This is a genomic window from Massilia sp. 2TAF26, assembly GCF_052115005.1.
In the GTDB taxonomy this organism is placed as follows: domain Bacteria; phylum Pseudomonadota; class Gammaproteobacteria; order Burkholderiales; family Burkholderiaceae_D; genus Telluria.
Genome location: NZ_JBFRFV010000001.1, coordinates 60,315 through 79,825 on the forward strand (window position 1 = coordinate 60,315; position 19,511 = coordinate 79,825).

Sequence of the window (19,511 nt, forward strand, 5' to 3'; positions counted from 1 at the left end):
GCGAATGGCGGGCCGCCTACGCGGCGGCGCTGCGCGGACGGCGTCCGAGGCTGCGCAGCGCCAGCGCGAGGCCGAGGCCGACCACGCAGACCGCGATGGCCACCAGGAAGGCCTTGCTGAAGTCGCCGCCGTTGAGGGCTGCCATCGAGGCGCCCAGGCGCGGGCCACAGAAGGCCGCCAGTGCATAGCCACAGAACATGATTCCGTAGTTCTCGCCGAAATACCGGAGGCCGAAGCGCGCCGCCACCAGCGACGGGAACACGCCCATCACGCCGCCGAAGGCCAGGCCGATGCCGCACATGCCGACGATGAAGCCGCTGACCGAGGTCGACGCCGCCAGCACGCCCAGCATGGCGGCGACCAGCACGAAGATGAAGACCAGCGTGTTTGCTCCGCCGATGCGGTCAGACACCGCGCCCCAGAAGAAGCGCCCAAGCGCGTTGCTGGCGGCGTACAGGCCGACGCAGGCGGCAGCGACACCGGCGCTGATGTGGAACATGTTCTGGCCGATTTGCGATGCGTTCGCGGCGATCATCAGGCCCGACATCGCTCCCGAGGCCAGCAGCGCCAGCAGCAGGTAGAACACCGGCGTCGCCAGCATCGCGCGCCAGTCCAGGCCGCCGGATGCGGCGCCGGACTGCGGCGGCGTCCAGCCGGCCGGCCGGAAGCCCGGCGGCGCGGTCTTCGTCAGCAGGCCGCATGCCAGCGCCACCACGAAGAAGCCGATGCCGAGGATGCGCAGGGCCGACAGCACGCCGCCGGAGGCGATCAGGGATGCCGCCAGCGGCGCCGTGACCAGCGCGGCGGCGCCGTTGCCGGCAGTGACCAGGCCGGTTGCAAGGCCGCGCTTGTCCGGGAAATAGCGCGCCACGTTGCCGAGCGCGCCGGCATAGGCGAGCGAGATGCCGACTCCGCCCAGCACGCCGTAGCCGAGGTAGAGCGCACTCAGGCCGGGCACGTATGCAATGATCAGGAAGGCCAGGCCGAACATGCAGCCGCCCAGCATCATGCTGGCGCGGGCATAGCCGCGGTCGACCCATTTGCCGGCCAGGATCATCGGGATCGGGCATACCGCGGTGTTGACCGTGAAGGCCAGCGTGACCTGGGCCACGCTCCAGCCGCGCGCGGCGGCGAGCGGGCCGGAGAACACGCTGAACGCATAGATCGAGCCGGTGCACATCAGGGTCAGCACCGCGGTAGCCAGGTACAGCCAGCGCTTGCCGTTCGGGATCGAAGGCTGGGTCATGTCAGGCGGCCGAGGCACGTTTCCACTTCAGGGCGGAGTTCACGGTCTTGCCCTGCGACTGGATCGGGCTGGCGGTGCCGAGATACAGGTAATCGCCCTCGATCTTCACCACGCGCGGCTGGGTCTGGCCTTTCCAGTTCGGGAACAGCGAAATGAACATGCTGTGGGTGAGCGACTGCAGTTCCTCGTCGACGTGGAAGGGCCCGGTATAGGCGATATAGGAACTGGCCTCGGCCTCGTATTCCTCGGGGGTGCCCTTGAACCAGTCGCCGGAAGCGAAGGGCGTGCGCTGCGCATGGCACAGCTGGGCCGACATGAAACCGTCCGGGGTGTACATGATGATGCCCTGCGGCGTTTCGCCGAACGGGTAGAAAGGCGCCGAGCCGTCAACCGGCTGTTCGACGTAGGAGACGAGCTTCCAGGCGCCGATCAGGCGCTCGCGCAGAGAGGCGGTGGTGGTGGTGGTGGACATAGTGGTTCTCCTTTTCAGCTTGCGGTCTGGATGTCGTTATCGATCGGCAGCATCTGGCCCGAGATCGACTTGCCGGCATCGGAACTGATGAATACGGCCAGGGCGGCGATGTCGCGCGGGTCGACAAAGCGCTGCAGCGACTGGATCGCCATGGCGGCACGGCGTTCTTCCTCCACCGGACGGCCGCTGACGGCGGCGCGGCCGGCCAGCACGTTTTCGATGCGCTCGCCGGCGACGGCGCCCGGCAGGATCGCGTTGACGCGGATGCCGTCGGCGCCCAGTTCGCGCGACAGCGACTTGGTGAAGCCGATCAGCGCCCATTTGCTGGCCGAGTAGGCGCTGCGGTTCGGGTAGCCGAAGCGGCCGGCCACCGAGGACATCACGATGATGGAACCGGCATCCGACTGCTTCAGGTAGGGAATCGCCAGGCGGGTGACGTTGAAAGTGCCGTTCACGTTCACCTGCATCACGCTGTCCCAGGCGTCGGGGTCGAAGCTTTCAACCGGCGCGGTCGGACCGGAAATGCCGGCATTGTTCACCAGCACATCGAGGCCGCCGAGCGCCGCCGCCGCCGCCGGCACCATGGCCTCGATCTGGCTGCGGCTGGACATGTCGCACACGGCGGTATGGATGCGCCCGGATTCCTTCGCCAGCTCGGCGAGGCCGGCGGCGTTCAGGTCGACGACGTACACCTCGGCGCCCTGAGCGACAAAGGCGCGCACGATCTCACGGCCGATCCCGGAGGCACCTGCGGTGACGAGTACACGTTGGGTTTTCATGGCTGAGTCCTATATAAGAGTGACCTAGCCACTATAGGCCTGCGTCACCTATAATTGAAATCAAACAAAATCATAGGACGTATAACCAGCATGGATATCAAAGACATCTCGTCGGTCGACCTGAACCTGCTGGTATCGCTCGACGCGCTGCTGGCCGAATCCAACGTGACCCGCGCGGCCGCGCGGCTGCACATCAGCCAGCCTGCGCTGTCGGCCCAGCTGGCGCGGCTGCGCCAGCTGTTCGGCGATCCGCTGCTGCTGCCGGCGGAGAGCGGGCGCGGGATGACGGCCACGGCCCGCGCGCTGGCGCTTCGGACCCCGCTGCGCAAGGCGCTGGCCGACCTCGGCGCGGTACTCGGCAGCGAAGCCGGCTTCGACCCGCATACGGCACGGCGCACCTTCCAGGTGGCGCTCGGCGACAACGCCACCACTCTGGTCGGCGTTCCGCTGATCGAACTGCTGGGCTGCAGTGCCGGACCGGGCGTGCAGATCGCGATGAGCATGACGGAGCCGGGGGCGGCCGCAACCCTCCTGGAGCAAGGCGAGATCGACCTCCTGATCGACGCGCAGCGCGCGATTCCCCAAAGTGCGAAGGTGCGTGTGTTGCTGACCCAGCCCTTCGTGATGGCGCAGCGCAAGGGTCATCCGCGCGGCACCGGAACACTCGACTTCGAAACCTACCTGGGACTGCGCCATGTGGTGGCCTCGCCGCTGCGCGGGCCCTTGCACGGGTATATGGATGAAACCCTGGAACAGCTGGGATACCGGCGCAACCTCGCGCTGTCGGTGCCCCAGTTCGGCATGGTGCCGGCTGTGCTGGACAAATCGGACTATGTCTCGACCCTGCCGGCCGGCCTGCTGGCCGGGTACGCGGACCGGCTGGATATGTTCGAACTGCCCTTCGATGCGCCGCCCTTCGCGCTGGCGATGGCCTGGCATCCGCGCAACCACAAGGAGCCGGGGCTCGAATGGCTACGCGGCCTTGCCGCGAGGGCGGCCGGGATTTCCGTGGCGGCCTGAATCAGGCCCACTCGATCGCCGGGCCGGCGTCAGAGGCCTTCCTTCTCGTAGTGCAGGCCCATGTCGTCGTAGATCGAGTACACCGCCGCCAGCATGTTTTCCAGTTCCGGCGAGCGGTCCATGTGGCGCACGCTGAACAGGACCGGCGAAAAGGCGTGCTTGTCCTCGATCGCGCGGTAGGCCACGTTCCGGTGGTGCATCCCCTGCACGCTTTCCGGCACGATCGAGATGCCCTGGCCGGCGGCCACCAGCCCCATCGCGATCTGCAGTTCGCGCACTTCGGTCACGTGGTCCGGCATCAAGTTCGCCTCGCTGAACGCTGCCAGCACCTGGTCGGCAAAGCTGGGCCGCGGCGCCTTTGGATAGACCAGCAGCGGTTCGTGCAGCAGGTCCACCAGGCGCAGGCCTTCCTGGCGCTGCGCCAGCCGGTGGCCGGACGGCAGCGCCACCACCATCCTTTCGTCACGCAGCCGGATCCGGCGGATGCTCGGATCCTCGCTCTTGATGCGGCCGAAGCCGACGTCGATCCGTCCCTCCTTCAGCGCCTTCAACTGGTCCACCGTGGTCATCTCCTGCAGGGTCACCTCGACCTCGGGATGGCGCTCGCGGTAGCGGCGGATGATGTCGGGCAGCAGGCCGTACAAGGTCGAGGCGACGAATCCCACCGACAGCGTGCGTTCCAGCTTGCCCACCCGCTGGGTCATCGCCTTCAGGTCGCGCACCTGGTCCAGCAACGGCTTCGCATGCGCCAGGAAGAACTGTCCGGCCTCGGTCAGTTTCAGGGGCCGCGAACCCTTTTCGATCAGCGCCACGCCCAGGTATTCCTCGAGCTGCTGGATCTGCCGGCTGAGCGGCGGCTGGGCGATGTGCAGGCGCTCGGCCGCGCGCGTGAAATTCCGTTCTTCTGCCACCGCAACGAAATACCGCAAGTGTCGCAATTCCATAACCATACCTTACAGGTATTAAAGGGATACCAAAACGGTGTTGGACGGCCATTATTCGCAGGAATATCGTGTCATCACCTCAGCGCATTATACGAAATAAATATGATTCAAACTATTGAAACCATCCTCGTCGACGTGCCGACGATCCGGCCTCACAAGCTGTCCGTCGCGACGATGAGCACCCAGACCCTGGTGCTGGTGCGCGTCCTTTGCGGCGACGGCATCGAAGGCTGGGGCGAAGCCACCACCATCGGCGGCCTGAACTACGGCGACGAAAGCCCGGAAAGCGTGAAGGTGAACATCGACACCCACATCGCGCCCCTGCTCGTCGGCATGGACGCGCGGCAGCCGGCCAAGGCCATGGCGAAGATCCGCAAGATCATCCAGGGCAACCGCTTCGCCAAATGCGCCCTCGAGACCGCCCTGCTCGACGCCCAGGCGCGCCGCCTCGGCGTGCCGCTCTCGGAACTGCTGGGCGGCCGGGTGCGCGATGCGCTGCCGGTGGCCTGGACCCTGGCCAGCGGCGACACCGCCAAGGACATCGCCGAGGCCGAGCACATGCTCGAGATTCGCCGCCACCGCATCTTCAAGCTGAAGATCGGCCTGCGCAGCGTCGCGGACGACGTCAAGCACGTGCTGGCGATCAAGCGCGCCCTCGGCGAGCGCGCCAGCGTGCGGGTCGACGTCAACCAGGCCTGGAGCGAACTGGTCGCGGTGCGCGGCATCGCGGCGCTGGAAGCCGGCGGCATCGACCTGATCGAACAGCCGGTGAAGGCCGTCAACGCCGGCGCCCTGGCCCGCCTGAAGCAGCGCTTCGACGTCGCCATCATGGCCGACGAGGCCCTGCATGGCCCGGACGACGCGCTGGCGCTGGCGCGCATGGATGCTGCCGACGTCTACGCGGTCAAGATCGCCCAGTCCGGCGGCCTGCTGCCGGCGCTGGAAGTGGCCACCGTGGCGCGCCTGGCCGGCGTCGGCCTGTACGGCGGCACCATGCTCGAAGGCGGGATCGGCACCGCCGCCACCGCCCACCTCTGCGCCACCTTCCCCGAACTGGCCTGGGACACCGAACTGTTCGGCCCCCTGCTGCTGACCGAGGAAGTCCTGCGCGAGCCGCTGGTCTACCGCGACTACATGCTGCAGGTCCCGAGCGGCCCCGGCCTGGGCGTGGAGATCGATATCGAGAAACTGCGCCGGATGCAGCGCAACTGAGACACCCAAGGAGACCTTGATGCTGTTCCATGTACGAATGAACGTCAACATGCCGCCGGCGATGCCGCCCGAGCAGGCCGCGAAACTCAAGCAGGACGAGAAGGAACTCGCCCAGCGCCTGCAGCACGAAGGCAAGTGGCGCCACCTGTGGCGCATCGCCGGCCAGTACGCCAACGTCAGCGTTTTCGACGTCGGCAGCGTGGAGGAGCTGCACGCGCTGCTGACCTCCCTGCCGCTGTTCCCTTATATGCAGATCGAGGTGATGCCGCTGTGCCGCCACCCGTCCTCGATCCGCAGCAACGACCAGTAAGCCCATAACACGAAGGAGACCGCAATGAATCACGCAGACATCGACACCCTGGTAAAGAACTGGATCGTGGACGCCGCAAGCCGCCCCGCCAACCCGCGCGTGCAGCAGGTCGTGCAGCGCCTGCTGGGCGACCTGTGCAAGGCGATCGAAGACCTGGACATCACGCCGACCGAGTTCTGGCACGGCATCGCCTACCTGTCGGCCGCCGGTGCGGCCAACGAACTGGGCCTGCTCTCCGCCGGCCTGGGCCTGGAACGCTTCCTCGACATCCGCGCCGACGAGGCCGAACAAAAGGCCGGCCTCGAAGGCGGCACCCCGCGCACCATCGAAGGCCCGCTGTACGTGGCCGGCGCGCCGGAGAGCGTGGGTTTCGCCCGCCTCGACGACGGCAGCGAGTCCGACCGCGCCGAGACCCTGTTCATGCAGGGCACGGTGTTCGACCAGGAAGGCAAGCCGCTGCCGAACGCGAAGGTCGAAGTCTGGCACGCCAACCTGCTAGGCAACTACTCGTTCTTCGACCGCACCCAGTCCGACTTCAACCTGCGCCGCACCATCGTGACCGACGCCGACGGCCGCTACCAGTTCCGCAGCATCATCCCGGTCGGCTACGGCTGTCCGCCGGACGGCACCACCCAGCAGCTGCTGGATCTTCTCGGCCGCCACGGCCAGCGCCCGGCCCACATCCACTTCTTCGTGAGCGCACCCGGCCACCGCAAGCTGACTACCCAGATCAACATCGACGGCGACGAATACCTGTGGGACGACTTCGCCTTCGCCAGCCGCGAAGGCCTGGTGCCGGCCATCGCCCGCATCGACGATCCGGCCGCGATCGATGCCAAGCGCCTGGACAAGCCTTTCGCCTCGATCGATTTCGACTTCCACCTGTACCGCGACACCGAAGCCGCGCCGAGCACCATCGTCGAGCGCAACCGCGCCGCCGCCTGAGGACCCGCCATGATCCCGATCCGTCCCGTCAACGCGTTCAAGCCCAGGAGCCTGGACGACTACCTGGTGGAGGATGCCGCCACCGGCCAGTACCGCCTGCACCGCAATGCCTTCACCGACGAAGGCCTGTTCGAACTGGAGATGCAGCACATCTTCGAAGGCAACTGGATCTATCTCGCCCACGAGAGCCAGGTCGCGAACGTCAACGACTACTACACCACCCACATCGGACGCCAACCGGTCTTCATCGCGCGCAACCGACAGGGTGAGCTGAATGCCTTCATCAACGCCTGCAGCCACCGCGGCGCCCAGCTGTGCCGCCACAAGCGCGGCAACAAGGCGACCTATACCTGCCCGTTCCACGGCTGGACCTTCAACAACAGCGGCAAGCTGCTGAAGGTGAAGGACCCGGAAAGCGCCGGCTACCCGGAATGCTTCAACAAGGAGGGCTCGCACGACCTCAAGAAGCTGGCGCGCTTCGCCAGCTACAAGGGCTTCCTGTTCGGCAGCCTGAACCCGGAAGTGCCGCCGCTCGACGAGTTCCTGGGCGAAGCCGGCAAGATCATCGACATGATCGTCGACCAGTCGCCGGAAGGGCTGGAAGTGCTGCGCGGCTCCTCCACCTACACCTTCGACGGCAACTGGAAGCTGCAGGCCGAGAACGGCGCCGACGGCTACCACGTCACGGCCGTGCACTGGAACTACGCCGCCACCACCAGGCACCGCAAGGACGAACAGGCGCGCGAGGACAAGGTCCGCGCCATGGATGCCGGCAACTGGGGCCGCCAGGGCGGCGGCTTCTACGCCTTCGAGCACGGCCACATGCTGCTGTGGTCGCAGTGGGCGAATCCGGAAGACCGGCCGAACTTCGGGCGCCATGCGGAATACGCCGAAAAGCACGGCAAGCCGATGGCGGACTGGATGGTCGAGCGCTCGCGCAACCTGTGCCTGTACCCGAACGTCTACCTGATGGACCAGTTCAGCTCCCAGATCCGGGTGCTGCGTCCGCTGTCGGTGGACAAGACCGAGGTGACGATCTACTGCATCGCGCCGAAGGGCGAATCCGACGAGGCACGCGCCCACCGCATCCGCCAGTATGAAGACTTCTTCAACGTCAGCGGCATGGCGACCCCGGACGACCTGGAAGAGTTCCGCGCCTGCCAGCAGGGCTATGCCGGCGCGGCGATGGCCTGGAACGACATGTGCCGCGGCGCCACCCACTGGATCGCGGGCGCCGATCCGGCCGCCGGCGACATCGGCCTGCGGCCGGTGATGAGCGGCGTGCGCACCGAGGACGAAGGCCTGTACACGGTGCAGCACCGCTACTGGCTGGACGTCATGAAGAAGGCCATCGACGCACAGGGAGAGACGAAATGAGCGCGGTCGCCATGCAGGACATCCTCGCCTTCCTCTACCGCGAAGCCCGCCTGCTCGACGACGAGCAGTGGGACGAGTGGCTGGAGTGCTACCACCCGGACGCGCGCTTCTGGATGCCGTCCTGGGACGACGACGGCAAGCTGGTCACCGATCCGCAGCGCGAGATCTCGCTGATCTTCTACCCGAACCGCCAGGGCCTGGAAGACCGGGTGTTCCGGATCAAGACCGAGCGCTCCAGCGCGACGATTCCCGACACCCGCACCAGCCACAACATCGCCAACGTGGAACTCGAACGGGTCGACGGCGGCGTGCTCACCGTGCGCTTCAACTGGCACACGCTGAGCCACCGCTACCACACGAACCATAGCTATTTCGGCATGTCGCGCTACGCGATCGATTTTTCCGGTCCGCGTCCGCAGATCCTGGACAAGTACGTCGTCCTGAAGAACGACTACATCAGCCAGGTCATCGACATCTACCACATCTAAGCAACGCACCATGCAAAGCAGGAGCCGATCATGACGCATACGATCGCGCTGCAGTTCGAAGACGGAGTCACCCGCTTCATCAGCTGCAACGACAACGAAAAACTGGCCGACGCGGCCTACCGCCAGAAGGTCAACATTCCCCTCGACTGCCGCGACGGCGCCTGCGGCACCTGCCGCGGCCTGTGCGAGTCGGGGCAGTACGAGATGCCGCCCGAAAGCTATATCGAGGACGCGCTGGACGAAAAGGATGCCGCCGCCGGCTACGTGCTGGCCTGCCAGATGCGGCCGACCTCCGACTGCGTGGTGAAGATTCCCGCCACCTCGGGCGCCTGCCGCACCGGCGTCGCGGAATACCAGGGCAGGCTCGCCGCCGTCGAGCAGCTCTCGCCCTCGACCATCCGCTTCTCGGTGGCGCTGGACCAGCCGGATCTGCTGGACTTCCTGCCGGGCCAGTACGTCAACGTCACGGTGCCCGGAACGAGCGAGACCCGCTCCTATTCCTTCAGCTCCGCGCCCGGCGCGGCCCTCGCCAGCTTCGTCGTGCGCAACGTGCCGGACGGGCTGATGAGCGGCTACCTCGCGCAGCGCGCCGCGGCCGGCCAGCAAGTCTCCTTCAGCGGTCCCTTCGGCAGCTTCTACCTGCGGCCGGTCCAGCGTCCCCTGCTGATGCTGGCCGGCGGCACCGGCATCGCGCCCTTCCTGTCCATGCTGGACGTCCTCGCCGCCAAGGGCTTCACGCAGCCGGTGAGGCTGGTCTACGCGGTGACGAACGACCACGACCTGGTCGAACTGGCCCACCTGGACCGCATCGCCGCCGCCCATCCGCAGTTCGAGTACCTGACCTGCGTCGCCGCGGCAAGCAGCGGCCACCCACGCAAGGGCTATGCCACCGCCCACGTCGAGGCGGGCTGGATGAACGGCGGCGACGTCGACGTCTACCTGTGCGGCCCGGTGCCGATGGTCGAGGCGGTGCGCGGCTGGCTGGAAACCACGGGCGTGAAGCCGGCCAACTTCTACTTCGAGAAATTTTCCGCCAGCGCCGCCGCCGGCCAGGGAGTCGCCGCATGATGCATCCCGACCGTTTCAAGGACCAGGTCATGGTCGTCACCGGCGCCGCCCAGGGCATCGGCCGCGGGGTGGCGCTGGCCGCCGCCCGCGAAGGGGCCCAGCTGGTGCTGGCCGACCGCTCGGCGCTGGTCAACGAAGTCGCGCAGGAGGCAGTCGCGCTTGGCGCGCAAGTCGTGGTAGCCGAGGTCGACCTCGAGACCTGGGACGGCGCACAAGCCTTGATGGCGCGCGCGCTCGACGACTACGGCCGGATCGACATCCTGGTCAACAACGTCGGCGGCACCATCTGGGCCAAGCCCTACCAGGAGTACGAGGAGTGGCAGATCGAAGCGGAGATCCGGCGCTCGTTGTTTCCCACCTTGTGGTGCTGTCGCGCCGTGCTGCCGTCGATGATCTGGCGCCAGGCCGGCGCCATCGTCAACGTGTCCTCGGTGGCGACGCGCGGCATCTACCGCATCCCGTACTCGGCGGCCAAGGGCGGCGTCAACGCGCTGACCGCCAGCCTGGCCTTCGAGCATGCCGGCGACAACATCCGCGTCAACGCGGTGGCCACCGGCGGCACCGAGGCACCGCCGCGCAAGGTGCCGCGCAACCCGGAGCCGCTCAGCGGACCGGAGCAGGCGTGGTACCAGGGCATCGTCGACCAGACCGTCGCCACCAGCCTGATGCACCGCTACGGCAGCATCGACGAGCAGGTCGGTGCGATCCTGTTCCTGGCCTCGCGCGAGGCTTCGTATATCACCGGTACCGTCCTGCCCGTGGCCGGCGGCGACCTTGGCTGAGGAGATCGCATGCCTTACGCACACCTCGATGACGGCCGGCTGTACTACCGGACCGACGGCGACCGCAGGAAACCCTGCCTCCTCCTCTCGAACTCCCTCGGCACCGACCTGGGCATGTGGGACGCGCAGACCGCGGCGCTGGCCGAGGATTTTTATGTGGTGCGCTACGACACCCGCGGACACGGTGGTTCCGTGCGCGGAACCGGTCCGGCCGGCATCGCGCGCCTGGGCCTGGACGTGCTCGACCTGCTCGACCATCTCGGCATCACGCGGACGCACTTCTGCGGGATCTCGATGGGCGGCTTGACCGGCCAATGGCTCGGCATCCATGCGCCGCAGCGCGTCCACAAGCTGGTGCTGGCGAATACCGCCGCCCGCATCGGCAACCTGGATGGCTGGGCGACGCGCGCCGCGCTGGTCCGCGTCGAAGGCATGGGCGCCGTGGCGGACGGCGCCGCATCGCGCTGGTTCACCGCCCCCTTCATCGCACGCCAGCCCAGTGTGGTCGGCCACCTGATCGGGCGCCTGCGCGAACAGGACGCCGAGGGCTATGCCGCCTGCTGCGATGCGCTTGCCCGCTGCGACCTGCGCGAACAGGTGCAGGACATCGCCAGTCCGACGCTGGTGATCGCCGGCCGCCACGATCCGGTGACCACGGTGGCCGACGGCGAATGGCTGGCCGCCCAGGTGGCTGGAGCGCAGCTGGCGGTGCTCGACGCCTCCCACCTGTCCAGTATCGAGGCGGCGGAGGAATTCACGGCGCTGCTGCGGCGCTTCCTGCCGGCGTAAATACGGACACGAATGGCTGTGCGATGGGCCGGCCCGGCTGGCGTTTTTTGCTAGAATCGCCAGCAAAGCCTACCCGACTCCTGGCAGGCGCGGCCCATTCGATCCCATGCACTACACCCTAGCACCGCGCACCTTCCTGTTCAGCCACTACTTCTACACCGGCCTGCGGATCGCCACCGGCATCGTCGGACTGACCTACCTGACCTACCTCGCCGCCGACCTGCCGGCCGCGATGGCGGTCGCCATCGGCGCGCTGTGCACCAGCCTGATGGACATGCCCGGCCCGCTGCGCCACAAGTTCAACGAGATGCTGGCCGGCGTGCTGTCATGCTCCCTGGTGGCGCTGCTGGTCAGCCTTTGTTCGCCGGTGCCCTGGCTGCTGCGCAGCGTCATCGTGCTGGTCTCCTTCCTGGCCAGCATGATGGTGGTCTACGGCAGGAAGGCGATGCCGCTGCAGTTCGTGGCCCTGTTCGTGATGATGCTGTCGAGCGAGGCGGCGGCCACGCCGTTGCAGGCGCTGCGGCACGGCGGCCTGTTCCTGCTGGGCGGCGCCGGCTACATGGCCTATGCGATGGTGGTCGTGTGGATCCTGCGGCGCCGTCTCAAGCAGCAGGTGCTGGCCGAAGCGCTGTACGAACTGGCGGCCTATACCAGCAACAAGGCCGGCTGCTACGACCTGGCGAATCCGCTGCCGGCGCAGTTGGAAAAGCTGGTGCGCCAGCAGAGCGTGCTGGCCGAGCGCCAGCAGGCCTCGCGCGACCTGATCCTGCGCGGCCGGCCCAGGCCCGACGAAGCGGTGCTGGTGCAGGTCCATTACGCCATGTTCGACCTGTACGAACTGGTGCTGTCGACCCACACCGATTACGCCCTGCTGCGCGAGTACTTCGCCGATGGCCCGGTCCTGCCGCTGCTGGGCGACCTGATCGGCAAGGCCGCGCGCGACATCGAATCGGTCGCCTATGCGATGACGCGCAACCGGCCCTCCTGGGCCGCCACCGACTACCGCGCGGAACTGCGCGCGCTCGAGGAGGCCCTGCGCACCCTGCCCCCCGGCGAAGGCCCGGCCGGGGGCGCCCAGGCCGTGCTGCGCGCCACCTCCAACAAGATCCGCGAGCTGATCGCGATGATCGCGCGCCTGCACGCGGCCAGCCAGGCGCCCCATGGCAAGCTGCCGACGGCACGCGACGCCGACCTCACGCCCCTCCTTACCCAGCAGCGCTACAACATCGGCATCCTGCTGTCGAACCTGCGCTGGACCTCGCCGACCTTCCGCTACGCGCTGCGGGTGGCGATGGCGATTTCGGTCGGACTCATGTCGGCCGAATGGCTGCCCTACAAGACGCACGGCTACTGGACCGCGCTGACCATCGCCGTGGTCCTCAAGCCCAGCTTCAGCATCACCCGCCAGCGCCGCGCCGACCGCCTGACCGGCACCCTGATCGGCTGCATGCTGACCGCCGTGATCCTGCACTTCGTCCACGCGCCGGCCATCCTGTTCGGCTTCCTGTTCGTCGCCACCGCGGCCGGACCCACCTTCCTGTACGTGAAATACCGCTACACGGCGATCGCCGCCAGCGTCCAGGCCCTGCTGCTGATCGGCCTGACGGTGCCGCACGGCGGCGGCGCCATCGGCGAACGCCTGCTGGACACCGTGGTCGGCACCCTGATCGCCACCTTCTTCAGCTACGTGCTGCCGAACTGGGAATACCAGAACCTGCCGCTGCTGGTGGACGCGGTGCGCGAGGCCAACCGCAAATACGTGGACGCCGCCGGCGAACTCCTGCGGCGCCGCAACGGCGACGATTTCCACTACCGGATCGCCCGCAAGCGCTTCATGGACAGCCTGGCGGCCCTCAGCGCGGCGCTCGGCCGCATGCTGGACGAGCCGGCCGGCAAGCGGCGCGCACCGGCCGAACTGGCCCGCTTCACGGTGCAGAACTACCTGCTGGTGGCCCACATGGCGGCGCTGCGCCTGCTGCTGCAGCGCTACGCGGAGAACCTGCCGCGCGCCGAGGTCGATGCCGCGCTCGAACGCATGTTCGCCGAAGTCCGTGCCACACTCGGGGAAGCACCGCAGGCCGGCCTTGCGCCTGCCGGCGAAGCGACGGTCTGGATCGCGGAATGGCCGGGCTGGGCGCCGTTGCAGCGAAGGCTGCGTTTGCTGCAGGAGGATGCGGCCCAGGTGGCGCTATGCGGCGACGCGATTGGACAGGTTCTTGAAACATCAACCGGTGCGCCATGACCACTACTCCTTCCATCCGCTCCGCCTTTGCCCCCACCGGCAAGCTGCGAGCCGCCATCAACCTAGGCAACCCGATCCTGGCCTGCCAGGGCGAGGATGGCGGCGCCCGCGGCGTATCCGTCGACCTCGCCGGCGAATTCGCGCGCCTGCTGGGCGCGGAACTGGAACTGGTGGTCGTCGATGCGGCCGGAAAGTCGGTCGACGCGGTCGCCTCGGAGCAGGCCGACATCGGCTTCTTCGCCATCGACCCGCTGCGCGGCGCGAACATCGCCTTCAGCGCCGCTTATGTGCTGATCGAAGGCTGCTATCTGGTGAAACAGGATTCGCCGCTGAAGGCGAACGAGGAAGTCGACGCCGAGCCAAACCGCGTCGTGGTCGGCAAGGGCAGCGCCTACGATCTCCACCTGAGCCGCACGCTGGCGCATGCGCGGATCCTGCGGGCGCCGACCTCGCCCACCGTGGTCGACACCTTCATGGAACTGGGGGCGGAAGTCGCGGCCGGGGTGAAGCAGCAGCTGGAAGCGGATGCGCGGCGCTTCGGCGGGCTGCGCCTGCTTGACGGCCACTTCATGGTCATCCAGCAGGCGATGGGCACGCCGAAGCGCCGCGGCGCGGAAGCCGCCACCTTCCTCGCCCGCTTCGTCGAACACATGAAAGCCAGCGGCTTCGTGGCGGCCGCCCTCGCCCGCCACCGCATCGACGGCGCCTCGGTGGCACCGGCCGCGGCGTGACCAAGCACTAGAAGTGGTACTGGGCCTTGACCATCGGCGTCCTGGCCGTGGCGCCGGGAATCGTGTTGCTGTCGTTGCCGAACTTGTTGCGCCAGTACTGGTAGGCGATACCGGCGCGGAAGCGCTTCGGCTTGGTGTCGAGCAGCGCGCCGACGTCGAGCATCAGCTGCATGTCGATATTCGTCTCGGGCTTGGTACCCCGGCCGAACTCGTTCTGGCCCTTGGCGGCGATGAAGTTGGCATAACCTTCGAAGGACAGCCTGGTGGCCCCCAGCGGGAAGGCCCAGACCGCGCCCAGCATCGGGTGCGGATCGTAGTGGTAGCGCGGCGTGCTGACCTGGGTGAAGCTGCTGTAGGGCGCATTGCTCTCCCATAGCTGATACACGCCGACGTTGAGCAGGCCGGGCACGTCGAACATCAGGGTCGGCCCCAGCACCAGCATGCGCTTCTTGGAGTTGTAGCCGGCGTCGGTCTTGGTGTTGACGTCGAAGCCGCCGGTCAGGCCCAGGTCGCGCACCGGGCCGAAGCGCACCGGCGCACCGGTGAGCTTGCCCCATTCGAGCGTGTGGCGGTAGACCACGTAGAACTCCTGGGCGCCGGAGCTCGCCCCTTTCGACGAGGGATCGGTCTTGTCGGACAGGAGGATGTCCAGGTTGACGAAGTTACTGCCGTACTTGTAGCCGCTGGCATGCGTGAACTGCACGATGTCCTTGCGGATGTCGTTGGCGTTGAAGGGCTCGGCGAAGCGGGTGCCGGTGCGGTAGGCGATCGAGGTATCGCTCCAGTCGGCGGCCATGCTTGACGCCGCCGCGCCGGCCATCAATGCGAATGTCAGTACCGCGCGCTTCATGCCTTGCTCCCTTGTGCCATCGGTTCCACTTCCTCATGCGATTCTTCAGGTATGCCTCGGGTGCCGTTGAAGAACAGGTTCAGCGCCACGGCGGCGAGCGCGGTCAGCAGGATGCCGGATTCCAGCAGCGGATGCAGGCTGTGCGACATCTGCTGGGCCCAGCGCGGCGCCACCAGCGGAATCAGGCCGAAGCCGATCGACAGCGCCACGATGTAGAGATTGAAGCGGTTGGTCTTGAAATCGACCCGGGTCAGGATGCGGATGCCGGCGGCCGCCACCATGCCGAACATGACCAGGCCGGCGCCGCCCAGCACGAACTGGGGAATGGCTTCGACCAGCGAGGCCATCTTCGGCAGCATGCCCAGCACGATCATGATGATGCCGCCCGCCACGCAGACCCAGCGGCTCTTCACGCCGGTCACGGCCACCAGGCCGACGTTCTGCGAAAAGCTGGTGTGCGGGAAGGTGTTCAGCACGCCGCCCAGCAGGGTGCCCAGGGCGTCGGTGCGCAGGCCCGCGGCCAGGCTCTTGCGGTCGATCTCCTTGCCGGTCATGTCCGACAGGGCCAGGAACATGCCGGCCGATTCGATCATCACCACCATCATGACCACGGTCAGGGTGAGGATCATGACGATGTCGAAGGTCGGCATGCCGAAGGCGAACGGGGTCACGATCTCGAACCACGGGGCCTTGCCGACCTTATCGAAGTGCATCTTGCCGGCACTGTAGGCCACGCCGCAGCCGGCCACGATGCCCAGCAGGACCGAAATATTGCAGATGAAGCCGCGGCCGTACTTCACCAACGCCAGCACCACCAGCAGCACGAAGCCGGCGATCGCCAGGTTGTCTAGCGATCCATAGGACGGGTTCGGCGTCATCGGCACCGGGCCGGCCAGTTTCAGCGCCGGCGCCACCGCCTGTTCGGGGGCCACCGCGGCGGCAGCGGCGGCAGTCGCCCTGGCATCGTCGACCATCACGGCCAGGCGCGCCACGTCGACGCTCTGGGCCGCCGAATCGGGGCCGCCCATCGCCCAGCCCACTCCGACCCGCATCAGGCTGACGCCGATGACCAGGATGATGGTGCCGGTGACGACCGGCGGAAAAAAGCGCAGCATGCGGCTCATCAGCGGCGCGATCAGGATCGCCAGCACGCCGGCGCCGATGCCGGCGCCGAAGATCGCCCTTGCCCCGTCGACGCCGGGGACGGCATTCGCGATCGCCACCATCGGGCCGACGGCCGCGAAGGTCACGCCCATCATGACCGGCAGCTTGATGCCGAACCATGGAGACAGGCCGAGCGACTGGATGAGGGTTACCAGGCCGCAGCAGAACAGGTCGGCCGAAATCAGCATCGTGACTTCCGCCGGCGAGAGTTTGAGGGCGCGGCCCACGATCAGGGGCACCGCGATGGCGCCCGCGTACATGACCAGCACATGCTGCAGCCCCAGGGCGGTCAATCTCCCGAGGGGTAGTCTTTCATCCACCGGATGGCGGCTCTGGTGTTTCATGCTTGTCTCCTGATTATTATTGACGTACGTCCGAAACCAAAGAATGCATGCTGCTGGCCATCCCGGATGTTTACTCCACCGGGGCGCCCTCTTCGTACCAACGCTTCAGCAAGTCCCGCTCTCCGGCGGTGATCTGCGTGGCGTTATTCAACGGCATGAGTTTCAGTACCACGGCCTGCTGATACATCTGTTGCGCGTGCCGCTTGATCGATGCGGGATTGTCGAAGGCCAGGCCCTTGCTCTGCACCTGGGCCGAGTGACACATCACGCAGCGCTGGTCGATCACGCCTTTGACTTGCTGGAAGCTGACCTGGTGGGCGGTGGCGCCGGCCGCGGCGGCGGTGGCGGCAGGAGCGGCGGCGGCAGGCGCGCTGGCGCCCATCGGCGCTTCGGCTTCCGGCGTCGGCACCAGCCAGACGGCCAGCGCCAGCAGGGCGGCGACGCCGCCGACCGCGTGTTCCCAGGGGACGCGCTTGCCCAGCACGAGGGCCTTGTGGCGCGCCACGAAGCTGTGGCGGATCAGGGCGCCGGCCAGCATCAGCAGCACCAGCACGAACCAGTTGTTGCGGCCCGAGTACAGCCAGCCGTAGTGGTTCGACAGCATCGCCACCAGCACCGGCAGGGTGAAGTAGGTGTTGTGCACGCTGCGCTGCTTTGCGCGCCAGCCGTAGATCGGGTCGACCGGCTGGCCGGCCTTCAGCTGGGCCACCACCTTGCGCTGGCCCGGGATGATCCAGAAAAAGACGTTGGCGCTCATCGAGGTCGCGAGCATCGCGCCCACCAGCAGGAAGGCGGCGCGGCCCGCGTACAACTGGCAGGCCAGCCAGGCCGCGAAGACGACGAAGACGAACACGCAGGCGCCGACGATCAGGTCGCCGTTCTTCCTGCGACCGAAGGCGCGGCAGATGATGTCGTAGACGAACCAGAAGGCGGCCAGGAAGCCGAGCGCGGTGGCGACGGCGGCGCCGGACGACCAGTCGTGGACTGTCTTGTCGACCATGAAGGTGCCCGCATTGAACAGGTAGAGCACCGTGAACAGGCCAAAGCCGGACAGCCAGGTGGCGTAGCTCTCCCAATAGAACCAGTGCAGGTTCTCGGGCATGGCCTTGGGTGCGACCAGGTATTTTTGCGGGTGGTAGAAGCCGCCGCCGTGCACGGCCCAGAGTTCGCCGTCCACGCCTTTTTCGACGAGGTCGGGCGCGGTGGGCTTGTGCAGGGAGTTATCGAGGAAGACGAAGTAAAAGGATGCGCCGATCCAGGCGACCGCCGTGATCACGTGGGTCCAACGCAGCAACAGGTTGGCCCAGTCGAGCAGATAGGTTTCCATAGAGCCTCAAGCGAAAAGAGAGTACGGCAAAGCTCCGTACTGTCCCATCACCACAGCGGGCTCTGTGAGGGGCAAATCATCGCAACCATCGGCAGGGATCACTTCCGCCTGCCGATGCGCTCCGCGGCGACGCAAACAACTGTATACGATTCTTTTATGTTTGGATATAAAAATCTTATCGTGCGTTGAAAGCGCTACGAACCGCGGTAAGTCGAGTAAGCCCAGGGGCTGACCAGCAACGGCACGTGGTAGTGGCCGTTGGCGTCGGCGATGCCGAAATCGATCGGCACCTCGTCGATGAAGGCCGGCTCCGGCAGCGCGACGCCACGTCCGCGGAAGTAATCCGCCACCGAGAACACCAGGCGGTAGCGCCCGGCCGCCATGGTAGAGGCGTCCAGCAGCGGACCGCCGTCGGTGCGGCCGTCGGAATTCAGGGTGAGGGTCTTGATCGTGCGCGCGGTGGCGCCGTCGATCGCCTGCAGGCTGACGCGCATGCCGGCGGCCGGGCAGCCGTGCATGAGGTCGAGCACGTGGGTGCTGAGGTGTCCCATGGTTCTCCTTTGAGATAAGGGTGCATGCAGGATTGCATACACTTTCTGTTTTCATTTTTAAAAAAAGTGTATACACTTCAAACACGATGTCAACTATTTATTCGATTGCCGAACCATGACCCGCTCCCGCCCGCCGCTCAAGATCGTCCCGCCCCAGCTCGACGTCCCGGCCTCGTCCGGCGCCGAGCTCGAGGTCGGGGATGCGCCCACCAGCGCCACCCAGCGCATCGTCGACTCGATTACCAATGCGATCGCCGAGCGCCGCCTGATGCCCGGCACCAAACTGTCCGAACAGAAGATCGGCGATATCTTCGAGGTCTCGCGCACCGTGGTGCGGCAAGCCTTCAACCAGCTGAGCCGCGACCGCCTGGTGGTGCTGGAGCCGGCCAGGGGCGCCTTCGTCGCCACCCCGACCGCCGAGGAAGCGCGTGACGTCTTCGAGGTGCGCGCCATCCTCGAAACCGCCGTCACCAAACAGTTGTGCGCGACCATCACCGACGAGCAGATCCGCCAGCTGCGCGTCCACCTCGAACAGGAGCGCGCCGCCGTCAACAATGCGGAAGTGCCCGGCCGCACCCGCCTGCTGGCCGACTTCCACATCGTGCTGGCACGGATGCTGGGCAACCAGGTGCTGGAGCAGATGCTGAGCGAACTGCTGACCCGTTCCTCGCTGATCGCGCTGATGCGCCAGTCCTCGCAGTCGGCGGAGGAATCGCACGGCGAGCATGTGGCCATCGTCGATGCCTTCGAGCGGCGCGACGTGCGCGCCGCCGTGCGCCTGGTCGACAAGCATCTCGGCAACGTCCAGCGCAACCTCGACCTCGATCCGCAGCGGATCGACCTCGCGAACATCCTGAATCACTGAAAGGG

General features: G+C 66.9%; 20 protein-coding genes. 12 read left to right on the forward strand and 8 right to left on the reverse strand.

All coding sequences use genetic code 11. From position 1 onward, the window contains the following. Positions 1-16: 16 nt before the first annotated feature. The 3 genes from AB4Z32_RS00280 to AB4Z32_RS00290 are packed head-to-tail and all read right to left on the reverse strand — an operon-like array spanning position 17 to position 2,497. Positions 17-1,246: an L-lactate MFS transporter gene (locus AB4Z32_RS00280; protein WP_441933253.1), complete on the reverse strand. Its 1,230-nt coding sequence runs from the start codon at positions 1,244-1,246 to the stop codon at positions 17-19. A gap of 1 nt (position 1,247) precedes the next feature. Next, on the reverse strand, positions 1,248-1,718 hold the full coding sequence (locus tag AB4Z32_RS00285) for a lipocalin-like domain-containing protein (protein WP_441933255.1): 471 nt from the start codon (positions 1,716-1,718) through the stop codon (positions 1,248-1,250). Between the two features lie 14 nt (positions 1,719-1,732). After that, positions 1,733-2,497, reverse strand: a complete 765-nt coding sequence (locus AB4Z32_RS00290) for an SDR family oxidoreductase (protein ID WP_441933257.1) — start codon at positions 2,495-2,497, stop codon at positions 1,733-1,735. A gap of 90 nt (positions 2,498-2,587) precedes the next feature. Here AB4Z32_RS00290 and AB4Z32_RS00295 point away from each other — a divergent pair, with 90 nt between their 5' ends. Next, on the forward strand, positions 2,588-3,517 hold the full coding sequence (locus AB4Z32_RS00295) for a LysR family transcriptional regulator (protein ID WP_441933259.1): 930 nt from the start codon (positions 2,588-2,590) through the stop codon (positions 3,515-3,517). Between the two features lie 29 nt (positions 3,518-3,546). Here AB4Z32_RS00295 and AB4Z32_RS00300 read toward each other — a convergent pair whose 3' ends face one another. Then, positions 3,547-4,461, reverse strand: coding sequence for a LysR family transcriptional regulator (locus tag AB4Z32_RS00300; protein ID WP_441933261.1), 915 nt, complete (start codon positions 4,459-4,461; stop codon positions 3,547-3,549). Between the two features lie 102 nt (positions 4,462-4,563). Between AB4Z32_RS00300 and AB4Z32_RS00305 the strand changes: the two genes are divergently transcribed. The 10 genes from AB4Z32_RS00305 (at position 4,564) to AB4Z32_RS00350 (ending at position 14,405) form a co-directional block, all read left to right on the forward strand. After that, a complete protein-coding gene (locus AB4Z32_RS00305; protein WP_441933263.1) occupies positions 4,564-5,673 on the forward strand; it encodes a muconate/chloromuconate family cycloisomerase in 1,110 nt (369 codons plus the stop codon). Positions 5,674-5,692: 19 nt separating this feature from the next. Further along, positions 5,693-5,983, forward strand: coding sequence for a muconolactone Delta-isomerase (gene catC / locus AB4Z32_RS00310; protein ID WP_441933264.1), 291 nt, complete (start codon positions 5,693-5,695; stop codon positions 5,981-5,983). Between the two features lie 24 nt (positions 5,984-6,007). Continuing rightward, positions 6,008-6,928 carry a catechol 1,2-dioxygenase gene (catA, locus tag AB4Z32_RS00315; protein WP_441933266.1) on the forward strand — a complete coding sequence of 307 codons (921 nt, stop codon included), beginning with the start codon at positions 6,008-6,010 and terminating at the stop codon, positions 6,926-6,928. Between the two features lie 9 nt (positions 6,929-6,937). Then, positions 6,938-8,305 carry a benzoate 1,2-dioxygenase large subunit gene (benA, locus tag AB4Z32_RS00320; RefSeq protein WP_441933268.1) on the forward strand — a complete coding sequence of 456 codons (1,368 nt, stop codon included), beginning with the start codon at positions 6,938-6,940 and terminating at the stop codon, positions 8,303-8,305. Further along, on the forward strand, positions 8,302-8,793 hold the full coding sequence (benB, locus tag AB4Z32_RS00325; protein WP_441933270.1) for a benzoate 1,2-dioxygenase small subunit: 492 nt from the start codon (positions 8,302-8,304) through the stop codon (positions 8,791-8,793). Before benA ends, benB begins: the two co-directional genes overlap by 4 nt. 30 nt (positions 8,794-8,823) lie before the next feature. Then, on the forward strand, positions 8,824-9,861 hold the full coding sequence (benC, locus tag AB4Z32_RS00330; RefSeq protein ID WP_441933272.1) for a benzoate 1,2-dioxygenase electron transfer component BenC: 1,038 nt from the start codon (positions 8,824-8,826) through the stop codon (positions 9,859-9,861). Continuing rightward, positions 9,861-10,643, forward strand: a complete 783-nt coding sequence (locus AB4Z32_RS00335; RefSeq protein ID WP_441933884.1) for a 1,6-dihydroxycyclohexa-2,4-diene-1-carboxylate dehydrogenase — start codon at positions 9,861-9,863, stop codon at positions 10,641-10,643. The genes benC and AB4Z32_RS00335 overlap by 1 nt, the downstream gene beginning before the upstream one ends. A gap of 9 nt (positions 10,644-10,652) precedes the next feature. Beyond that, on the forward strand, positions 10,653-11,432 hold the full coding sequence (gene pcaD / locus AB4Z32_RS00340) for a 3-oxoadipate enol-lactonase (protein ID WP_441933274.1): 780 nt from the start codon (positions 10,653-10,655) through the stop codon (positions 11,430-11,432). 106 nt (positions 11,433-11,538) lie between these two features. Further along, complete coding sequence (locus AB4Z32_RS00345; protein ID WP_441933276.1) at positions 11,539-13,674, forward strand: FUSC family membrane protein; 2,136 nt, start codon at positions 11,539-11,541, stop codon at positions 13,672-13,674. Continuing rightward, positions 13,671-14,405, forward strand: coding sequence for an ABC transporter substrate-binding protein (locus tag AB4Z32_RS00350; RefSeq protein ID WP_441933277.1), 735 nt, complete (start codon positions 13,671-13,673; stop codon positions 14,403-14,405). Before AB4Z32_RS00345 ends, AB4Z32_RS00350 begins: the two co-directional genes overlap by 4 nt. Positions 14,406-14,412: 7 nt before the next feature. On the opposite strand, the gene AB4Z32_RS00355 is transcribed toward AB4Z32_RS00350, so the two are convergent. The 4 genes from AB4Z32_RS00355 to uraH all read right to left on the reverse strand — a co-directional run bounded on the left by AB4Z32_RS00355 (position 14,413) and on the right by uraH (position 18,641). Then, positions 14,413-15,255 carry an outer envelope protein gene (locus tag AB4Z32_RS00355; RefSeq protein WP_441933278.1) on the reverse strand — a complete coding sequence of 281 codons (843 nt, stop codon included), beginning with the start codon at positions 15,253-15,255 and terminating at the stop codon, positions 14,413-14,415. Next, the gene (locus AB4Z32_RS00360) at positions 15,252-16,763 is read right to left on the reverse strand and encodes a nucleobase:cation symporter-2 family protein (protein ID WP_441933280.1); all 1,512 of its coding nucleotides are present in this window, start codon (positions 16,761-16,763) and stop codon (positions 15,252-15,254) included. The genes AB4Z32_RS00355 and AB4Z32_RS00360 overlap by 4 nt, the downstream gene beginning before the upstream one ends. A 70-nt stretch (positions 16,764-16,833) precedes the next feature. Beyond that, the gene (locus AB4Z32_RS00365; protein WP_441933282.1) at positions 16,834-18,090 is read right to left on the reverse strand and encodes a urate hydroxylase PuuD; all 1,257 of its coding nucleotides are present in this window, start codon (positions 18,088-18,090) and stop codon (positions 16,834-16,836) included. Between the two features lie 194 nt (positions 18,091-18,284). Beyond that, positions 18,285-18,641: a hydroxyisourate hydrolase gene (uraH, locus tag AB4Z32_RS00370; RefSeq protein WP_441933284.1), complete on the reverse strand. Its 357-nt coding sequence runs from the start codon at positions 18,639-18,641 to the stop codon at positions 18,285-18,287. A gap of 115 nt (positions 18,642-18,756) precedes the next feature. Here uraH and AB4Z32_RS00375 point away from each other — a divergent pair, with 115 nt between their 5' ends. Next, positions 18,757-19,506: a GntR family transcriptional regulator gene (locus tag AB4Z32_RS00375; protein WP_441933286.1), complete on the forward strand. Its 750-nt coding sequence runs from the start codon at positions 18,757-18,759 to the stop codon at positions 19,504-19,506. The last annotated feature ends 5 nt before the right edge of the window (positions 19,507-19,511 follow it).